Below are 17,611 nucleotides of genomic sequence, written 5' to 3'. Positions count from 1 at the left end.
CACGGTGCCGCCTTGACTGGCCAGGTGCCGCCGTGGCCGGCCGCTCCGTCATGCCCCGGCCGCGGCGGACCGCCTACGGTTCGGGGAAGGGCCGGCCTGTGATCACGGCCGCGACGGTCGTACCGGGCGGGAAGGCGCCCTCCTCCGTCAGGGCGAGCAGCCCATGGAGCAACTTGGCGACATACAGACGTTCCACCGGCAGGCCGTGACGCTGCTCGAAGTCCTCGGCGAAGGCGTCGAGTTCGGGGCTGGTGCGGGCGTAGCCGCCGCAGTGGAAGCGGTCGTCGAGCGACCAGGAGCCGCGGCGGGCACCGAAGGCGCCCTCCTGGAGGGCGTGCACCTCGGCGGCCAGGAACCCGCCTCTGAGGACCGGTATGCCCAGGGCACGCTGTCCGGGCGCGAGTCCGGCGGCGAGCCCGGCCAGCGTGCCGCCGGTGCCGCAGGCGACCGCGACGACGTCGGCGTGGCCGCGCAGTTCCTCCCCCAGGGCCTGGCAGCCGCGCACGGCTTCGGCGTTGCTGCCGCCCTCCGGGACGACGTACGCGTCCTCGGCGCCCGTCGCGTGCAGCAGGGCGCCGAGGGTGCGCGGGTCCGTCTTCCCGCGGTACGTCGATCTGTCGACGAAGTGCAGACGCATACCGTCGGCCGCGCACCGCGCCAGGGAGGGGTTCAGGGGACGGCCGGCCAGTTCGTCGCCGCGGACCACGCCGACCGTGGGCAGGCCGAGCAGGCGGCCCGCGGCGGCCGTGGCCCGCAGGTGGTTGGAGTAGGCCCCGCCGAAGGTGACGATCGTCCGCCCCTTCGCCGCGGCCAGATTCGGTCCCAGCTTGCGCCATTTGTTGCCGGTCAGCTCGGGGTGGATCAGGTCGTCGCGCTTGAGCAGCAGCCGGACACCGTGCCGGGCGAACCGGCGGTCACCGACGGCCTCGGTGGGCGACGGAAGACGAGCAGCGAGAGACACACGACCGACCATCGCACCATTGTCGCCGGGCGCCGGACAGCGGCCCCGGAGGAACGCGGGGGACGGGGGAAGACAGGACTGAGGGACGCGGGACCGGGACCGGGGAGCCGGGATCCGGGGCGGCCCCGCCGGCCGTTCGTTCAGGCGCTTCGGGCGGTCAGCCCTTCAGGCGTTCCCGGACGCGTTTTCGCAGCCAGCCCATGGTGAAGCCACGGGGGTCCACCTTGCCCGGCTGCCACTCCAGATGGCCGATGACGGAACGTTCCGTCCAGCCGTGGTGGCGGCAGATCGCCGCGGACACCTTCTCGATCGCCCGCAGCTGGGCCGCGGGCCACGGATCCTTCCCGTCGCCGAGGTTCTCGCACTCGAAGCCGTAGAAATAGCGGTTGCCGTCGGTGTCGGACTCGTGGTCGGCGGGCAGCGGCTGCTCGGCGATCACCGCGCGCAGCACGTCGTCGTCGCCGAGCCCCGCGTGGTTGGCGCGGCCGTAGCCGACGAGATGGACCCGGCCGTCCTTGGTGATCACGGCGTGGCACAGCGGGCCCGGCAGTTCGGCGTGCCCGTCCCGGCAGATGTCCACGGTCAGGGCGCTGCCCCGGGTCACCGTGTGGTGGATCATCACCCCGTGGACGGGCCCCCACGGCCCCTTGTGGTTGCGATTGTGATGTTTCCAGTCGCCGACTTCGACGACCGTGACACCCGCGGCTCTCAGAGTGTCCCGAAAACGGGTCGCGGACATGGGTGAGGCCATGGACGCCTCCTTCACACCGGGCCTGCAGTCACTTGTTGCGACCGATCGGCTACGGTAAGTTTTAGTGACATCAGGCGTCTTGGCTACTTCGTTCGGGTGGTGTGCGACTCGATTCGGACACCGAGTTGATCCGGGCGCCGAGTCCAACCGAGCATCACGCCGATCCGGACATCGCCTCGGTCCGGGTGCCGAGTTGATCCGGACACCGTGCACGCCCGGCGCCGCCCGGCGTGAAAGAGCCCTCCTTCTGCCCACTAATGCGATGATCCATTCCCGCTCTTTCGGGTAATGGTGTGGCAACCCTCCGTGCTGGAGGCTGGTCGCGAGCAAGGCCGATGCCCGGCGCAGTTCGGTGCCGGTGCAGACTGGGAGGGCAATTCTCTATGTCGGTAGGCGAAGAGGTCCGCACGGATCAGGGCAGGCCGCAGCAGTCTCTGGACACGGCGGCAGCGCGGAACCTGGCCACCACCACCAAGTCCGCGCCCCAGATGCAGGAGATCAGCTCCCGCTGGCTGCTGCGGACGCTTCCCTGGGTGAATGTGCAGGGTGGCACGTACCGCGTGAACCGGCGGCTGACGTACGCGGTCGGAGACGGCCGCATCACCTTTGTGAAGACCGGCGACCGCGTCGAGGTGATCCCTGCCGAACTGGGCGAACTGCCGGCCCTGCGGGCGTACGAGGACGGTGACGTCCTCTCCGAACTGGCCCAGCGCTGCCGTCAGCGGGACTTCGCCCCCGGCGAGGTGATCGCCTCGTTCGGCAGCCAGACCGACGAGGTGTACCTGCTGGCGCACGGCAGGGTGGAGAAGCTGGGCACGGGTCCGTACGGCGACGACGCGGTCCTCGGGGTCCTCGCCGACGGCGCCTACTTCGGCGACCAGGCGCTGCTCGACCCGGACGCCATCTGGGAGTACACGGCCCGCGCGGGCACGACGTGCACCGTGCTGATGCTGTCCCGTCAGGACTTCGAACAGGTCGCGGAGCGCTCGGACTCCCTGCGCGAGCACCTGCGGCAGTTGCGTGCCATCCCCGCCCAGCGCACCAACAAATACGGCGAGAAGGCGGTCGACCTCGCGGCGGGCCACACCGGCGAGCCGGACATCCCGCACACCTTCGTCGACTACGAGGCGAAGCCACGTGAGTACGAGCTGAGCATCGCCCAGACGGTGCTGCGCATCCACAGCCGCGTGGCCGACCTGTACAACCAGCCGATGAACCAGACCGAGCAGCAGTTGCGGCTCACCGTGGAGGCGTTGAAGGAGCGCCAGGAGCACGAACTGGTCAACAACCGCGAGTTCGGCCTGCTGCACAACTGCGAGTACGACCAGCGGATCCAGCCGCACGACGGCGTACCGGGCCCGGACGACATGGACGAGCTGCTCAGCCGGCGGCGCGGCACCAAGCTGTTCCTCGCCCACCCGCGCGCGATCTCCGCGTTCGGCCGCGAACTGAACAAGCGCGGGCTCGTCCCGGAGACCGTGGACATCGGCGGCAACCGCATCCCGACCTGGCGCGGGGTGCCGGTCTACCCGTGCAACAAGATCCCGATCAGTGAGGCGCGGACGACCTCGATCATCGCCATGCGTACCGGCGAGGACGACCAGGGCGTCATCGGCCTGCGGCAGTCCGGTATCCCGGACGAGATCGAGCCGAGCCTGTCGGTCCGCTTCATGGGCATCAACGAGCAGGCCATCATCAACTACCTGGTGACGGCCTACTACTCGGCGGCGGTCCTGGTACCGGACGCGCTCGGCGTCATGGAGAACGTCGAGATCGGCCGGTGGAGGTGACGTTTCCGCACTTTGCGGCCGTGTTCCCGCCCACCCGGGCGGGAACACCCTCGGGACACCAGCCCAGCCGGGGTGGCACCGCCACTGTCCGCGGACTCCGCGAGGGGGAGCCATGGCCGAGTTCGTGACGGAGGCGAAGCAGTGCCCTGCCGGAGAGCCCCGGCCCGGTGACCCGTCGGCGCCGGGGGACCGGCCACGGCGTGGCGGCCGGGAGGGCGGGCCCGCGGCCGACGGACACGAGGCCACGGCCATCCTGGACCGGGCCCGGGGGTCGGTCGACCCCGAACTGCGGGCCGCTGTCGAGTCGCTGCCCGGCGCCATGGGCCGGATCGCGCGCTACCACTTCGGCTGGGAGCACGCGGACGGCACGCCGGCGGCGGGCAACGCGGGCAAGGCCATCCGGCCCGCGCTGGTCCTCACCGCGGCCTCGGCACTCGGCGGATCCGGGGCGCGCACGGCGGTCCTGCGGGCCGCCGCGGCGGTGGAGCTGGTGCACAACTTCACCCTGCTGCACGACGACGTGATGGACCGGGACACCTCACGCAGGCACCGGCCCACGGCATGGACGGTGTTCGGCGTCCCCGACGCGATCCTCGCCGGGGACGCCTTGCAGGCACTGGCCCTGCGGCTGCTCGCCGAGGACCCGCATCCGGCGGCCCGGGCCGCCGCCGCCCGGCTCGCGGACTGCGTGGTCGAGCTGTGCGAGGGCCAGCACGCGGACACGGCGATGGAGCAGCGCGCCCCCGACGAGGTCCGCCTCGACGAGGTGCTCGTCATGGCCGAGGCCAAGACCGGCGCGCTGATCGGTTGCGCCTGCGCTGTCGGCGGGCTCTACGCGGGCGCGGACGACGAAGTGGTCGCGGCGCTGGACGCGTTCGGACGTCAGGCCGGGCTCGCCTTCCAGCTGATCGACGACGTCATCGGGATATGGGGTGACCCGGAGCGCACCGGCAAGTCGGCCGGCGCCGACCTAGCCGTCCGCAAGAAGTCCCTGCCGGTGGTCGCGGCCCTGACGTCCGGCACCCCGGCGGCGGCCGAGCTGGCCGAGCTGTACGGACGGCCGTACGACGAGCAGGATCTGGAGCGGACCGCGCAGGCCGTGGAGCGTGCGGGCGGCCGGGACTGGGCCCAGGTCCAGGCGGCCGACCGGATGTCCCGGGCGATGCAGGAACTGGTCCGCGCGGTTCCCGATCCGGAGGCGGCCGGGGGCCTGCTCGCGCTGGCCGAGTTCGTCACCCGGCGCAGCAGCTGAGGCGCACCGGCCCGCCTGCGAAAAGGCCCCCGAGCCAGCACGGGAGTGTGCGGCTCCTGACCCCGCACGTCCCCCGACGGCTCCGGCCCGGCCGGTCCCGTGCACTCAGCGGCGCGCGGGACCAGTCTTCTCCCGTCCACTCCCGTCGATCTACTCCCGCAGGGCCGGGCGCGACGGGAGCAGGCGGGCCCCGGACCCGCCACAGCGGGCGCCGGTCCCGGGCCCGCCCTACGCTGTCGGCATGGACAGCGAGGAACACACCTGTCCCGTCTGCGGACAGCCGGTCAAAACGGTCGTCAAGCGGCACAAGACCCTGGGCGCCTGGGTTCCGGTGTGGGGCCCCGGCCCGTGCCACAACCCCCACTGCGCGGCCTGCGCCGGTCCCGCCGACGAGCGAACCCACCGCGGACCGCGGGAGAACCCCGCGAAGCGGCACTGATCCGGGCCCCGCCGGGCCGTTCCGGTCCCGGCGGGCGGCGGGGGCACCGCTCGCGGGCACGGGCGGCCCGGGGGGAGGCCGTAGCGTGACCCCATGCCGAAACTCCCGTACATCCTCCACATCACGGAACGTGCCCTGTGGGACGCGGCCCGCGAGCGCGGCACGTATGAGATGTCCACCCGCGGCCGCACGCTGCGGGAGGTGGGGTTCATCCACTTCTCCTCCCGCGCCCAACTCCCGCGCGTGGCGGCCTTCCTGTACGGCTCGTACGACCGTCCCGAGGACCTGGTGGTCCTGGTCGTGGACCCGGCGCTCCTCGGCGTACCGGTGCGGTGGGAGGCGGTGGAGCCGGACGGCGAGGAGTTCCCGCACGTCTACGGACCGGTGCCGGTCGCGGCCGTGGTGGACGTGGAGCCCTGGGCGTGACGGTGCCGGGGGGACGGCGCCGGACCTGGCGCTGGGCGATGGCGCTGTGGGCGCTGGCCGTGGCCGGCGGGGGAGGGCTCACCCTCTGGCTCCAGGCCGGGACCGGCCCCCGGGAGCCCTACGTCTGGGAGCGGACCCGGACCACGCCCGCACCGCCGCCCGCGGCGGACGGGGACGACAGCGGGTGCCCGCCCACGCCCCCCGCCCTGCCGTCGGCTCCGCCGGCCGCACCGTCGAGTCTGCCCTCGTCCCTGCCCACCGGACCGGGCGTCATGGTCTGCGCGTACGCGAGCCTGTCTCGTCACTGACCCCTGGCGGCGGCGGAGACCCCTGGCGGCGGACCGTCCGTCTCCGGATCCCGCCGGGTCAGGCAGTACCGGCCGCCCGCCGGGTCGCGCAGCACCGTCCCGTGCGGACCGTGGGCCACGACGGCGGCGCCGTGTGCCTCGGGCACGCCCGGGCCGCCGCGACGTCCGCGCAGGCCAGGCCAGGCCGGGATGGGCGGCGGCGGGCCACTCGTCCGCGAGCCGCTGGAGCAGGATCCGGACGGGCAGACCCGGCGGCGGCCGCAGTACCCGGAACTCGGGAAGCGAGCCGGCCGGCGGCTCCCAGCCGGTCAGTCCGGCCCAGAAGGCGCACTCGGCGTCGTACGCGAACGGCGGGCAGCCGGCGGGCCGGTCGACGACGGCGTAGGTCCAGCGGACACGCATGCGCTGACCGTAGGCGGCCGGGCCAGGCCGGGCCGCGGAACAGAAAACCGCACCCGGCCCCAGCAGGACACCGTGATCGGCGCCCCGGGGACCGGGTGCGGAAAGGGAGACCAGGCGATCAAAGAAATCGCAGGTCGGAAGGCATGAGGAGATCAGGCCTTCTTGGTCTCCCAGAAGATCTTGTCGATCTGGGCGATGTAGTCCAGGGCCTTCTGGCCCGTCGCCGGGTCCTTGGACGCCTTGGCGGCCGAGAGGGCCTTCAGGGCGTCGTTGACCAGCTGGTGCAGCTCCGGGTACTTCTCGAAGTGCGGCGGCTTGAAGTAGTCGCTCCACAGCACGGAGACGTGGTGCTTCGCCAGCTCGGCGCGCTGCTCCTTGATGACGGTGGCACGCGCCTGGAAGTGCGGGTCGTCGTTGCCGGCCATCTTTTCCTGGACGGCCTTCACCGACTCCGCCTCGATGCGGGCCTGGGCCGGGTCGTACACGCCGCAGGGCAGGTCGCAGTGCGCGCTGACCTTGACCTTGGGGGCAAACAGGCGGGAAAGCATGGAGCATTCCTTCCTCGTGATCGTCTTCTCAGGTGGGACATTACTCCCTGAGAAGCGGGATTTCGCGAGTGCCCCCTTGGGCTTAGGACAAAAGTCCAGGGTCAGACTGGGACTGGTGGAGGAACGGACCGGGGAGGTGCCGGCGATGCCGGAGCTGTCGCAGGAGATCGACCGGGGGAGGGCCGTGCCCTTCGGGCTGGCCGAGGTGTCGGGGCCGTCCATGGTGCCCACGCTGTATCACGGGGACTGGCTCGTGCTGCGGTACGGCGCCCGGATCAGGCCAGGCGACATCGTGGTCCTGCGCCACCCCTTCCAGCAGGATCTGCTCGTCGTCAAGCGTGCCGTGGAACGCCGCGAGGGCGGCTGGTGGGTGCTGGGGGACAACACGTACGCGGGCGGTGACAGCACCGACTACGGGGTCGTGCCGGAGGAACTGGTCCTCGGCCGGGTCCGGCTGCGGCTGCGGCCGCGCAGACAGGATCAGCGTTCGCCGCTGGCACTGGTGGGCTGGGCCTGGTCGGCGGTCAGGCCGGTGTTCTCGGACCGGTCGGCCTCCAGACGTTTGCGCGCGCGGTAGGCGGCCACGTTGGCGCGCGTGGCACAGCGGTCCGAGCAGTAGCGCCGGGAGCGGTTGGTCGAGGTGTCCAGGTAGGCGTTGCGGCAGGGAGCCGCCTGGCACAGACCCAGGCGGTCCACGCCGTACTCGGTCAGGTGGAAGGCCAGTCCCATGGCGGCGGTCGCCGCGTAGCCCGCGGTGGCGTTCGACGGGTGGTCGGCGAGGTGCATGTGCCACAGCGGGCGGCCGTCGTCGTCCCGGTGATCGTGGCCGGAGATCTGCGGGCTGACCGGGAATTCCAGCAGCAGCGAGTTCAGCAGGTCGACCGCCAGTGTTTCGTCGCCCTGATCGGCGGCCTCGAAGACGGCGCGCAACCGGGCCCGCACCGAGCGGAAGCGGGTGACGTCGGCGTCGGTCGCGCGGCGGCCCGCCGACTGGTTGACGCCGAACAGGCCGCGGACGGCCTCGACCGTGGTGAGCGCGTCCTTGCCCCGGAGCGGCTCCTCGCTGTTGACGAGGCGCACGGCGTAGTCCGAGTAATAGGCCAGTTCCACTTGTAGTCCTTACGGTGGAGCTCTATCGTCGGGGATGCGATCGGGTAAGAGACGATCGCCCTTTCAGGGTATTACGGACCTTCGCGGTGGAGGGGTTGCGATGACGGACGCGTACGCGGTCGCCACAGGCGCCGACTGGCGGGCCTGGCAGGAGAGCTGGGACCGGCAGCAGGAGTGGTACATGCCCGACCGCGAGGAACGCTTCACGATCATGCTCGACATGGTGGAGACCTGCGTCGGCACCGCGCCGCGCGTGCTCGACCTCGCCTGCGGCACCGGCAGCATCACCGCCCGGCTGCTCACGCGCTTCCCGCAGGCCACCAGCACCGGCGTCGACCTCGACCCGGCGCTGCTCGCCATCGCCGAGGGCACCTTCGCGGGCGACGAACGGGTCAGCCTCGTCACCGCCGACCTCAAGGACCCGCAGTGGCCGTCGCTGCTGCCGTACGACTCGTACGACGCGGTCCTGACTGCCACTGCCCTTCATTGGCTGCACGGCGACCCCCTCGCGGCCCTCTACGGTCGTGTCGCGGACCTCGTGCGCGACGGCGGTGTCTTCATGAACGCGGACCACATGATCGACGACACCACGCCCCGGATCAACGCCGCCGAGCGCGCTCAGCGGCACGCCCGCATGGATCAGGCCAAGAGCGCCGGCGCCCTCGACTGGGCCGAGTGGTGGCAGCTGGCCGCGAACGATCCGGTCCTGGCCGGACCGACGGCCCGCCGTTTCGAGATCTACGGCGAGCACGCCGACGGCGACATGCCGCCGGCTGCGTGGCACGCGCGCGTACTGCGCGAGAAGGGCTTCGCGGAGGCCCGCCCGGTGTGGTGCTCGCCCTCCGACACGCTGCTGCTCGCGCTCAAGTAGCCGGACGGTACCCGGGGCGGCGGGGGCGGGGCCCGTAGGTGGGGCCGGCCCCGTGGTGGGGCCCCGGGTGTGCCCGGGGCCCGGGCCAGCGACATGCCGGTCAGCGGTCTGTGACGGGCCGGCGGTGCCGCCGGCCCGTCGTCGTCCGCCGCGGGACCGGCTGCGAGACCCGCCGCGGGGCCGGCCGCGAGACTGCCTTCGCGCGGCGCCGCTCGGAGCCCGGTGACCACCTCGGCGAGGAACTGCCTGCAGCCCCCGGTGACCGCTTCGGCGTGGAGCACGCCTGGAGCACGGAGACCGCCTTCCGGCGGAGCCCCTGGAGCCTGGTGACCGCCTTCGGGCGGAGCGCTCGGCGCACCTTCGGGCGGAGCGCTCCGATGACTCAGAGGGCTCCGATGACTCAGAGGACTCCGATGATTCAGAGGACTCCGATGATTCAGAGGACTCCGAGGAGTCAGAGCACCTCCTCCGGCAGGAAGGACTCAGAGCACCTTCGACAGGAAGGCCCTCGTGCGCTCGTGCTGGGGGTCGGTCAGGACGTCGCGCGGATGGCCGGACTCGACCACCACCCCGTCGTCCATGAACACCAGCGAGTCCCCGACCTCACGGGCGAAGCCCATCTCGTGCGTGACGACGATCATCGTCATGCCGTCCTCGGCGAGGTCCCGCATCACGTCGAGCACCTCGCCGACCAGCTCCGGGTCGAGGGCCGAGGTCGGCTCGTCGAACAGCATCAGCTTGGGCTCCATCGCCAGGGCACGGGCGATGGCCACGCGCTGCTGCTGGCCGCCGGAGAGCTGGGCCGGGTAGTGACCGGTGCGGTCGCCGAGCCCCACCCGGTCGAGCAGCCGCTGCGCCCGCTCCCGGGCGACGGCCTTGGACTCGCCCTTGACCTGGACCGGCGCCTCCATGACGTTCTCCAGCGCCGTCATGTGCGGGAAGAGGTTGAAGCGCTGGAACACCATGCCGATGTTCCGTCGCTGCGCCGCGACCTCCCGCTCCTTCAGTTCGTAGAGCTTGTCGCCGCGCTGCCGGTAGCCGACGAGGTCGCCGTCGACGTAGAGCCGTCCGGCGCTGATCTTCTCCAGGTGGTTGATGCACCGCAGGAAGGTGGACTTGCCCGAGCCGGAGGGTCCGATGATGCAGAACACCTCGCGCGGGTTCACCTCCAGGTCGATGCCCTTGAGGATGTGCGAGAGCCCGAAGGACTTGTGCACGCCCTCGGCCCTGACCATCGGCCCGCCGGCCGCGCCGCCGCCGGTGTCCTTGCTGAGAGTGCTCATCGGGCCACCTCCGGGCGACGGAACGAACCGAACAGGCGGAGGTTCTTCCTGAGCCTCTGCAACGGTGTCGGCGGCAGGCTGCGGGACGAACCGCGGGCGTAACGGCGTTCCACGTAGTACTGCGCGATGCTGAACACCGTGGTGAGGATCAGGTACCAGATCGACGCCACGAAATACATCTCGACGACGGCCAGCGAGGTGCTGGAGATGTCCGTGGCCCGCTTGATCAGTTCGTTGAACTGGACCGCGTAGGCGAGCGACGAGGTCTTCAGCATGTTGATGTACTCGTTGCCGGTCGGCGGCACGATCACCCGCATCGCCTGCGGGAGGATCACCCGCCGCAGCGTCTTGCCCTGGGTCATGCCCAGCGCGTGCGACGCCTCCGTCTGGCCCAGGTCCACCGACTGGATGCCGGCCCGGACGATCTCCGACATGTACGCGGCCTCGTTCAGGCCGAGACCCAGCAGCGCGGTCAGGAACGGCGTCATGACCTGGTTCATCTCGTCCTTGTAGAACCCCAGGTTGAGGATGGGGAACACCAGCGAGATGTTGTACCAGAGCAGCAGTTGGACCAGGACCGGGGTGCCGCGGAAGAACCAGACGTAGAACCAGGCGACCGTGCTGGTCACCGGGTTCGACGACATCCGCATCACGGCGAGGACGACGCCCAGGACCAGGCCCAGCGCCATGGCGAGCACGGAGATGTACAGCGTGTGCCAGGCCCCGGAGAGGATCGTCCCGTCCGTCAGGTACTTCGGGATGACGCTGTAGTTGATCTTCGCGTTGGAGAAGGCCATGCCGATCAGCACCAGGACGGCGATGACCAGCACTCCGGCCACCCAACGGCCGTAGTGGCGTACCGGGATGGCCTTGATCTGCTCCGGCGGAACGGTCGGCGCCGGAATCTTGTCGGCGGTGTCAGACACGGTGGCTGCCCTTCAGTCCTTCAGTACTTCGCTCGTTCAGTACTGCCGGACGTTCAGGAACCGCCGTTGATCTTGGCCTCGGTCACGGCGCCCGCCGTGACGTTCCACTTCTCCATGATCTTGCCGTACTCGCCGTTCTTGATGATGGCCGCCATGGCGGCCTGGAGGGCGTCGCGCAGCTGGGTGTTCTTCTTGCTGACGCCGATGCCGTACGGGCCGGCCTCGATCTGGTCGCCGATGACCTCGAAGTCCTTGCCGCCACCGGAGGTCTTGGCGTTGTAGGCCGCGACCGGGAAGTCGTTGAGGTCCGCCACGGACGCGCCCTGCTTGAGGCGGAGCAGGGCCTCGGGGTCGGTGTCGAAGGTCTGGAGCGTGATCGCCTTCTTGCCGTCCTGCGTGCACTTCTTGGTCTGCGCCTTGGCGATGTCCTCGGACGTGGTGGCCTTCTGCAGGGCCACGACCTTGCCGCACAGGTCGTCCAGCGACTTGATGCCCTTCGGGTTGCCCTTCTGGACGAGGATCGCGGTGCCGGCCGTGAAGTAGTCGACGAAGTCGACACCGTCGCCGACCTTCTGGCCGGTGTTCGAGTCGATGCCGTCCTGGCGGGCCTTCGTGTCGTTCATCGCGGACATGATCACGTTGAACCGGTTCGCCTGCATGCCGACGACGAGGTTGTCGAACTTGCCGTTCTGGAACTCGAACTTCACGCCCAGCTGCTTGCCGAGGGCGTCCGCGATGTCCGGGTCGATGCCCACGGCCTTGCCGTCCTGCATGTACTCCACGGGCGGGTAGGCGATGTCCGAGCCCACCTTGATGACACCCGCGTCCCGGATGTCCTTGGGGAGCTTGGCGGCGAGCGGTGCCGAGGCGGAGGAACCGGTGGAGTCGCCGCCCTTGTCGGTCTGGTCACCGCAGCCGGCCAGCAGCAGCGTGCCTGCGACCGCTATCGCACCGGCCGCTGCTAGCCGGGAGTGCGCGGCGGTTGTGCGACGGGTGGGGCGAGCGGCCATGGGTTCCTCCGGCTAGTGGATGATGATGCCGATGGGTCGACGAGAACACACACCTTTGGGTGTCGCGACCTCGTGGGTTAACGCATCTTGCCACTGTGGCTACGCCAATCAGGCGACCGACTATGTCAAAATCGGATAACGGGTGATCCTCGAACCGTGCAGGTCGCTCCATCGAATCGGACCGATTACGGACATCCTTCGTGGCTACCGGAACAAGTCCGGAACATCTGCGGCGCGTCTCGCCATGTGATCAATGCGTGCCGGTGCCGGTGCCGGTGCCGGTCGTCGTGCGGGCGGACCTCCGCACGGACGGACCCCCGCCGCGGCCCGAGCCGCCGGGGCGGTGGCGTCGGGGCGGTGCAGGCAGGTGTCGTCCTCGGGCTTGGGGCGCGGTCCTCGGGCTTGGGTCGTCGATTTCGGGCTTGCGCCGTCGTCTTCGAGCGGTGTCTTCCGACGGTCCCGTCGGGCGGTCTCTTCAGGCCGTCTCTTCAGATCGTCTCTTTTCGCGGTGCGGCGCGCCACGCCACGAAGCGTGGCCCTGTACCCAGAGACGGCCCGCTGCCCAGTGAACTCGTCGTCGGACCCGTCCGTCGGGTAAGAAGGTTCTTTACACCCCTCATCCGGGGCTCCCGGGCGCGTGTGCGGCGCGCTCGTCGCGTACGACCCGTACGCACAGGTCAGCCGGGTCGTATGCGGTCCCGCCCACTCTTCACCAGGAGTGGCCCTCACCCTCACACCATGAACACTTAAGGGGTAAACAAGTGGCAGCGGAGATCGTCAATCCTCGCAGCGACAGCAAGGCGGATCAGGACGGCGGGGCCGGGCCCCTCGATTCCTTCGACCCGGCCTTCGCACTTCACCGCGGCGGCAAGATGGCCGTGCAGGCCACCGTGCCGGTCCGTGACAAGGACGACCTGTCCCTCGCCTACACGCCCGGTGTCGCGCGCGTGTGCACCGCGATCGCGGAGCGGCCGGAACTGGTCAACGACTACACGTGGAAGTCGTCCGTGGTGGCCGTCGTCACCGACGGCACGGCCGTCCTCGGACTCGGGGACATCGGTCCCCAGGCGTCCCTTCCGGTGATGGAGGGGAAGGCGATCCTGTTCAAGCAGTTCGGCGGGGTCGACGCGGTGCCGATCGCGCTCGACTGCACGGACGCCGACGAGATCGTGGAGACCGTGGTCCGCCTCGCGCCGTCCTTCGGCGGGGTGAACCTGGAGGACATCTCCGCGCCGCGCTGCTTCGAGATCGAGCGCAGGCTCCAGGAACGGCTGGACATCCCCGTCTTCCACGACGACCAGCACGGGACGGCCGTCGTCACCCTGGCCGCGCTGCGCAACGCGGCGCGGCTGAGCCGACGGGAGATCGGAAACCTGCGGGTGGTCATCTCGGGCGCCGGGGCGGCCGGGGTCGCCATTGCCAAGATGCTGGTCGAGGCCGGGATCGGGGACGTGGCGGTGGCCGACCGCAAGGGCGTCGTGTCGGCCGACCGGGCCGACCTGACGCCGGTCAAGCGGGAGCTCGCCGGGTTCACCAACAAGGCGGGCCTCACGGGTTCCCTGGAGGACGCGCTGGCGGGCGCGGACGTCTTCATCGGCGTCTCCGGCGGTACGGTCCCGGAGGCGGCGGTGGCCTCGATGGCGAAGGGGGCCTTCGTGTTCGCGATGGCCAACCCGGATCCCGAGGTGCACCCGGACGTCGCGCACAAGTACGCGGCGGTCGTCGCGACCGGCCGGTCGGACTTCCCGAACCAGATCAACAACGTGCTGGCCTTCCCCGGGATCTTCGCGGGCGCGCTCCAGGTGCGGGCCTCCCGGATCACCGAGGGGATGAAGCTCGCGGCGGCGGAGGCGCTGGCGGCGGTCGTCGGCGACGATCTCGCCGCCGACTACGTCATCCCCTCGCCGTTCGACGAGCGGGTCGCCCCCGCGGTGACGGCGGCGGTGGCCGCGGCGGCCCGGGCGGAGGGCGTCGCCCGCCACTGAGGTCGCGCGGCTGCGTCAGCGCGCGGGCGCGTGAGCCTGGGTGTCGGTCGGGGCATGTCAGTGGACGGGTGTCGGCGAGTGGCTTTTCTCGCCGGCACCCGTCTCGCCCGCACTCGGTCGCCGGGCTCCCGTCGGCGGATGCCGGTGAGCTGTTCGTGTCGTCGGACGGGTGCCGGTGGAAACGTGCATGCGTGCAGGACACCCTGCCCTCGTCCGTCCTGGTCCTGGTCCTGGTTCCGGGGCCGGCGGGCAGGGTGCGGAGCCCCGAGGCGTCTCGGCGCGCAAGAAGGCATGTGTCACAGCGCTGCCTGGTTCCGTGTATGGGGCGGGGAACCTATCGTCAAGCCCATGTTCGCTGTCTACGCCACCCGTATCGACCCTGACCAGCCGCTCTCCGGCCTTGAGTTGGGGGAGCGCCCGGCCCCCGAGGCCCGCCCCGGCTGGAGCACCGTCGACGTCAGGGCCGCCTCCCTCAACCATCACGACCTCTGGTCGCTTCGGGGCGTCGGCCTCCCGGAGAACCGGCTGCCGATGATCCTCGGCTGTGACGCCGCCGGCGTCGACGAGGAGGGCAACGAGGTCGTCCTGCACTCCGTCATCGGCCAGACCGGCCACGGCGTCGGCCCCAAGGAACCCCGGTCCATCCTCACCGAGCGCTACCAGGGCACCTTCGCGGAGCAGGTGGCCGTCCCCACCTGGAACATCCTGCCGAAGCCCAAGGAGCTGTCCTTCGAGGAGGCCGCCTGTCTGCCCACGGCCTGGCTGACGGCGTACCGCATGCTGTTCACCAACGCCGGGGTACGGCCGGGTGACTCGGTTCTCGTGCAGGGCGCGGGCGGCGGGGTCGCCACGGCCGCGATCGTGCTCGGCAAGGCGGCGGGGCTGCGGGTCTTCGCCACCAGCCGGGACGAGGCGAAGCGCAAGCGGGCCGTGGAGCTGGGCGCCGTGGAGGCGGTGGAGTCGGGCGCGCGGCTGCCGCAGCGCGTGGACGCTGTGATCGAGACCGTCGGCGCCGCCACCTGGTCCCACTCGGTCAAGTCCCTGCGGCCCGGCGGCACGATCGTCATCTCCGGGGCCACCAGCGGCGACCGGCCCTCCCACGCCGAGCTGACCCGGATCTTCTTCCTGGAGCTCAAGGTCGTCGGCTCGACCATGGGCACCAAGGACGAGCTGGAGGACCTGCTCTCCTTCTGCGCCGCCACCGGCGTCCGCCCCGTCATCGACGAGGTGCTGCCGCTGGACCGTGCCCGCGAGGGATTCGAACGGCTGGAGTCAGGAAACCAGTTCGGGAAGATCGTGCTCACCAACGGCTGACCGCGGCCTCACCTCCCTGCCGACGGCCGACCCGGCTCCCGGGTCGGCCGTCGGCGTTTGTCAATCGTGGTTGACGCTGCTGGCATGTCAACGTAGGTTGACATCATGACCGAAGCAACCAATCTCGCCGAGCGCGCGGGCGACCGCGACCCGCGGGTCGGGCTGCGGGCCGTCGTCGCCCTGCGCAGGCTGCTGGAGCAGCTGGAGTCCGTGCAGGTGCGCAACGCGCGCAATCAGGGCTGGTCGTGGCAGGAGATCGCCACCGAACTCGGGGTCAGCAGACAGGCCGTGCACAAGAAGTACGGGAGGCAGTGATGTTCGAACGATTCACCAGGCACGCCCGCGAAGTCGTCCAGGGCGCCGTGGAGCACGGGCAGCGAGAGGGGGCACGGACCGTCGAGGCCGACCACCTGTTGCTCGCCCTGCTCGACCGGGAGGGGAGCCGCGGCTCCTTCGCCCTGGCCGCGCTGGGGCTCGCCGACCGCAAGGAAGCCGTACGGAGCGGGCTGGACGAGGCCCGCCGCCGGGGCGGGCTCACCCGTGCGGACGCCGACGCGCTGGCCGGGCTCGGAATCGACGTCTCCGAGATCGTCCACCGGGTCGAAGAGGCACACGGCGTCGGAGCGATGTCCGGCAACCGCAGGGACCGGGGGTGGTGGTCGTCGGGCCATCGCCCGTTCAGCCGGGGCGCCAAGGACGTCCTGGAACGGGCCCTGCGCACCGCCGTGGGCCGCCGGGACCTCCATATCGGCGACGAGCACATCCTCATCGCGCTGACGGTCTGCCCCGGAGCGCCCGCCGAGATCCTCGCCGACCACGGAGTGACGTACGAGTCCCTGACACGCGTGTTGTACGGCGACGGGGAGGCCAAGGCGGGCTGACGGACCCCATCGCTCCCCGGGAGTTGGTCCTCCGGCTCGGCGTCGGCCCGGGAACTCCGGTGCTGAGTGGGCCGGCTGTTTCCGTTTTCGGGCGTCCGTTTTCGGAATCCGGTTTCGAGTCTCCGTTGCCTCCGGGTGCGGGTGCGGGTGTCCGTGCGGCTCCGGCCCCGCGCCGCCTGCCAGTGACGGGCGCGGGCAGCCGGGCGGGGACGGGGGCGTGTAGTGCGGCCGGGTGCGGGTGGTGTGGTCAGGGGCGGGGGCGGCGAAGGATCACCCCGATGTGAGCCGCCGCCGCCGACAGATGGCGGCGGGTGTCCCGCAGTTGGTCGGCGGTGACGCCGTGGTCGCGGGCCGCGTCCCGGATGTCGTCGCGGAAGCGGTCGAGGAGGCGGTCCAGATCACGGGCCGGGTCGCCGCTGGGGTCCTCCTGGGCCCACGCCGGAATGTAGTCGGCCGGGAAATCCTCCGGAGTCTGCTCGTACTCCGGGGTGGGTGCGGGATCGCGGGTCCCGGTCTTGGGTCCTGCGTCCGTGCGCGATCCGGTGCCCGCGCGCGTGTCCGGGCCGGACCGGCCGAAACCGAAGTCCTTGCCGAACTCCTTCCCGAAGTCCTTTCCGAACTCGCCGAACTCCTTGGCGAGTTCGCTCAGCCCCTCGCGCATCCCGGAGGGCCAGTCGCCCCGCCCGAAGTGGTCCTGTACCCGCTCCTGGACCCGCCGGGCGATCCGCTGCATCTCCTCCTGGGCCTGCACGCGCGCCCGGGCCTGGGCCTCCTGGGCCTGGTGCCGGGCCCGCTGGGCCTCCTCGCGGGCCCGGCGGCTCTCGTCCTTCGCCCGCCTGGCCTGCTCCTTCCACTCCTGCTTGGCGCGGCGCATCTCCTCCTTGGCCGCCCGCCAGGACTCCTTGTCGCCCAGGTCGCCGTACTCCCCGAAGGGGGGCTGGTCCGCGGATCGGGTTCCGGTGCCGCGCCGGGCCTCGGAGGCAGCGGCCCGCATCTCGCGGCGCAGGTCGCCCGCCGCGCCGCGCACGTCCGCCCGGATCTCGGCGGCGAGTTCCGCGACCGACTCGCGGATCTCCAGTTCCAGATCGGCCAGTTCCCCGCTGCGGTCGGCCAGTTCGGCGCGGCCCGCGTCCGTGATGGCGTACACCTTTCGGCCGCCCTCGGTGGTGTGCGTGACCAGGCCCTCGGCCTCCAGCTTGGCCAGCCGGGGGTAGACGGTGCCCGCCGACGGTGCGTACAGCCCCTGGAAGCGCTCCTCAAGGAGACGGATCACCTCGTAGCCATGGCGCGGCGCCTCGTCGAGCAGCTTGAGGAGGTAGAGGCGGAGACGGCCGTGGGCGAAGACGGGAGGCAT

Annotated in this window: 19 protein-coding genes; 11 read left to right on the top strand and 8 right to left on the bottom strand. The window is 71.1% G+C overall.

The features are described 5' to 3' along the window. Positions 1-73: 73 nt before the first annotated feature. The gene (locus ACFYPJ_RS10395) at positions 74-973 is read right to left on the bottom strand and encodes a 1-aminocyclopropane-1-carboxylate deaminase/D-cysteine desulfhydrase (RefSeq protein WP_389013463.1); all 900 of its coding nucleotides are present in this window, start codon (positions 971-973) and stop codon (positions 74-76) included. Positions 974-1,118: 145 nt separating this feature from the next. Further along, positions 1,119-1,712 (bottom strand): N-acetylmuramoyl-L-alanine amidase, encoded by a 594-nt coding sequence (locus ACFYPJ_RS10390; protein ID WP_389013460.1) that lies wholly within the window; start codon positions 1,710-1,712, stop codon positions 1,119-1,121. A 383-nt stretch (positions 1,713-2,095) separates the two neighbouring features. Here ACFYPJ_RS10390 and ACFYPJ_RS10385 point away from each other — a divergent pair, with 383 nt between their 5' ends. From ACFYPJ_RS10385 to ACFYPJ_RS10365, 5 genes are all read left to right on the top strand, one after another. After that, positions 2,096-3,502: a family 2B encapsulin nanocompartment shell protein gene (locus ACFYPJ_RS10385; protein WP_389013457.1), complete on the top strand. Its 1,407-nt coding sequence runs from the start codon at positions 2,096-2,098 to the stop codon at positions 3,500-3,502. Between the two features lie 112 nt (positions 3,503-3,614). Further along, positions 3,615-4,754 carry a family 2 encapsulin nanocompartment cargo protein polyprenyl transferase gene (locus tag ACFYPJ_RS10380; protein WP_389013455.1) on the top strand — a complete coding sequence of 380 codons (1,140 nt, stop codon included), beginning with the start codon at positions 3,615-3,617 and terminating at the stop codon, positions 4,752-4,754. A gap of 241 nt (positions 4,755-4,995) precedes the next feature. Then, entirely contained in the window at positions 4,996-5,193 is a 198-nt protein-coding gene (locus ACFYPJ_RS10375; RefSeq protein WP_389013452.1) for a hypothetical protein, read from the top strand. 93 nt (positions 5,194-5,286) lie between these two features. After that, entirely contained in the window at positions 5,287-5,619 is a 333-nt protein-coding gene (locus ACFYPJ_RS10370; RefSeq protein WP_389013450.1) for a DUF952 domain-containing protein, read from the top strand. Then, positions 5,616-5,927, top strand: coding sequence for a hypothetical protein (locus ACFYPJ_RS10365; RefSeq protein WP_389013447.1), 312 nt, complete (start codon positions 5,616-5,618; stop codon positions 5,925-5,927). Before ACFYPJ_RS10370 ends, ACFYPJ_RS10365 begins: the two co-directional genes overlap by 4 nt. 554 nt (positions 5,928-6,481) lie before the next feature. On the opposite strand, the gene sodN is transcribed toward ACFYPJ_RS10365, so the two are convergent. Beyond that, positions 6,482-6,877, bottom strand: a complete 396-nt coding sequence (gene sodN / locus ACFYPJ_RS10360; RefSeq protein ID WP_389013445.1) for a superoxide dismutase, Ni — start codon at positions 6,875-6,877, stop codon at positions 6,482-6,484. 145 nt (positions 6,878-7,022) lie between these two features. On the opposite strand from sodN, the gene sodX reads away from it, so the two are divergent. Beyond that, positions 7,023-7,454 carry a nickel-type superoxide dismutase maturation protease gene (gene sodX / locus ACFYPJ_RS10355; RefSeq protein WP_389014011.1) on the top strand — a complete coding sequence of 144 codons (432 nt, stop codon included), beginning with the start codon at positions 7,023-7,025 and terminating at the stop codon, positions 7,452-7,454. Here sodX and ACFYPJ_RS10350 read toward each other — a convergent pair. Beyond that, complete coding sequence (locus ACFYPJ_RS10350; protein WP_389013442.1) at positions 7,358-7,987, bottom strand: CGNR zinc finger domain-containing protein; 630 nt, start codon at positions 7,985-7,987, stop codon at positions 7,358-7,360. The two genes, sodX and ACFYPJ_RS10350, sit on opposite strands and share 97 nt — an antisense overlap. A 100-nt stretch (positions 7,988-8,087) precedes the next feature. Here ACFYPJ_RS10350 and ACFYPJ_RS10345 point away from each other — a divergent pair, with 100 nt between their 5' ends. Beyond that, positions 8,088-8,858, top strand: coding sequence for a class I SAM-dependent methyltransferase (locus ACFYPJ_RS10345; RefSeq protein WP_389013440.1), 771 nt, complete (start codon positions 8,088-8,090; stop codon positions 8,856-8,858). Positions 8,859-9,340: 482 nt separating this feature from the next. On the opposite strand, the gene ACFYPJ_RS10340 is transcribed toward ACFYPJ_RS10345, so the two are convergent. From ACFYPJ_RS10340 to ACFYPJ_RS10330, 3 genes are read right to left on the bottom strand one after another with little or no spacing between them, the layout of a single operon-like run. After that, positions 9,341-10,141 carry an amino acid ABC transporter ATP-binding protein gene (locus tag ACFYPJ_RS10340; protein WP_389013438.1) on the bottom strand — a complete coding sequence of 267 codons (801 nt, stop codon included), beginning with the start codon at positions 10,139-10,141 and terminating at the stop codon, positions 9,341-9,343. Continuing rightward, positions 10,138-11,067 (bottom strand): amino acid ABC transporter permease, encoded by a 930-nt coding sequence (locus ACFYPJ_RS10335; protein WP_389013435.1) that lies wholly within the window; start codon positions 11,065-11,067, stop codon positions 10,138-10,140. Before ACFYPJ_RS10335 ends, ACFYPJ_RS10340 begins: the two co-directional genes overlap by 4 nt. A 53-nt stretch (positions 11,068-11,120) precedes the next feature. Beyond that, complete coding sequence (locus ACFYPJ_RS10330; RefSeq protein WP_389013432.1) at positions 11,121-12,077, bottom strand: ABC transporter substrate-binding protein; 957 nt, start codon at positions 12,075-12,077, stop codon at positions 11,121-11,123. A gap of 761 nt (positions 12,078-12,838) precedes the next feature. Between ACFYPJ_RS10330 and ACFYPJ_RS10325 the strand changes: the two genes are divergently transcribed. From ACFYPJ_RS10325 to ACFYPJ_RS10310, 4 genes are all read left to right on the top strand, one after another. Further along, a complete protein-coding gene (locus ACFYPJ_RS10325; protein ID WP_389013429.1) occupies positions 12,839-14,062 on the top strand; it encodes an NADP-dependent malic enzyme in 1,224 nt (407 codons plus the stop codon). A 348-nt stretch (positions 14,063-14,410) separates the two neighbouring features. After that, positions 14,411-15,376: a zinc-binding dehydrogenase gene (locus ACFYPJ_RS10320; protein ID WP_389013426.1), complete on the top strand. Its 966-nt coding sequence runs from the start codon at positions 14,411-14,413 to the stop codon at positions 15,374-15,376. 105 nt (positions 15,377-15,481) lie between these two features. Beyond that, the gene (locus tag ACFYPJ_RS10315; RefSeq protein WP_389013423.1) at positions 15,482-15,691 is read left to right on the top strand and encodes an HTH domain-containing protein; all 210 of its coding nucleotides are present in this window, start codon (positions 15,482-15,484) and stop codon (positions 15,689-15,691) included. Next, entirely contained in the window at positions 15,691-16,257 is a 567-nt protein-coding gene (locus ACFYPJ_RS10310; RefSeq protein ID WP_389013420.1) for a Clp protease N-terminal domain-containing protein, read from the top strand. Before ACFYPJ_RS10315 ends, ACFYPJ_RS10310 begins: the two co-directional genes overlap by 1 nt. Positions 16,258-16,504: 247 nt before the next feature. Here ACFYPJ_RS10310 and ACFYPJ_RS10305 read toward each other — a convergent pair whose 3' ends face one another. Next, entirely contained in the window at positions 16,505-17,611 is a 1,107-nt protein-coding gene (locus ACFYPJ_RS10305; protein WP_389013418.1) for a helix-turn-helix transcriptional regulator, read from the bottom strand.

Source organism: Streptomyces sp. NPDC006012 (assembly GCF_042871185.1).
In the GTDB taxonomy this organism is placed as follows: Bacteria; Actinomycetota; Actinomycetes; order Streptomycetales; family Streptomycetaceae; genus Streptomyces.
This window is presented reverse-complemented; position numbering and strand designations above follow the sequence as displayed.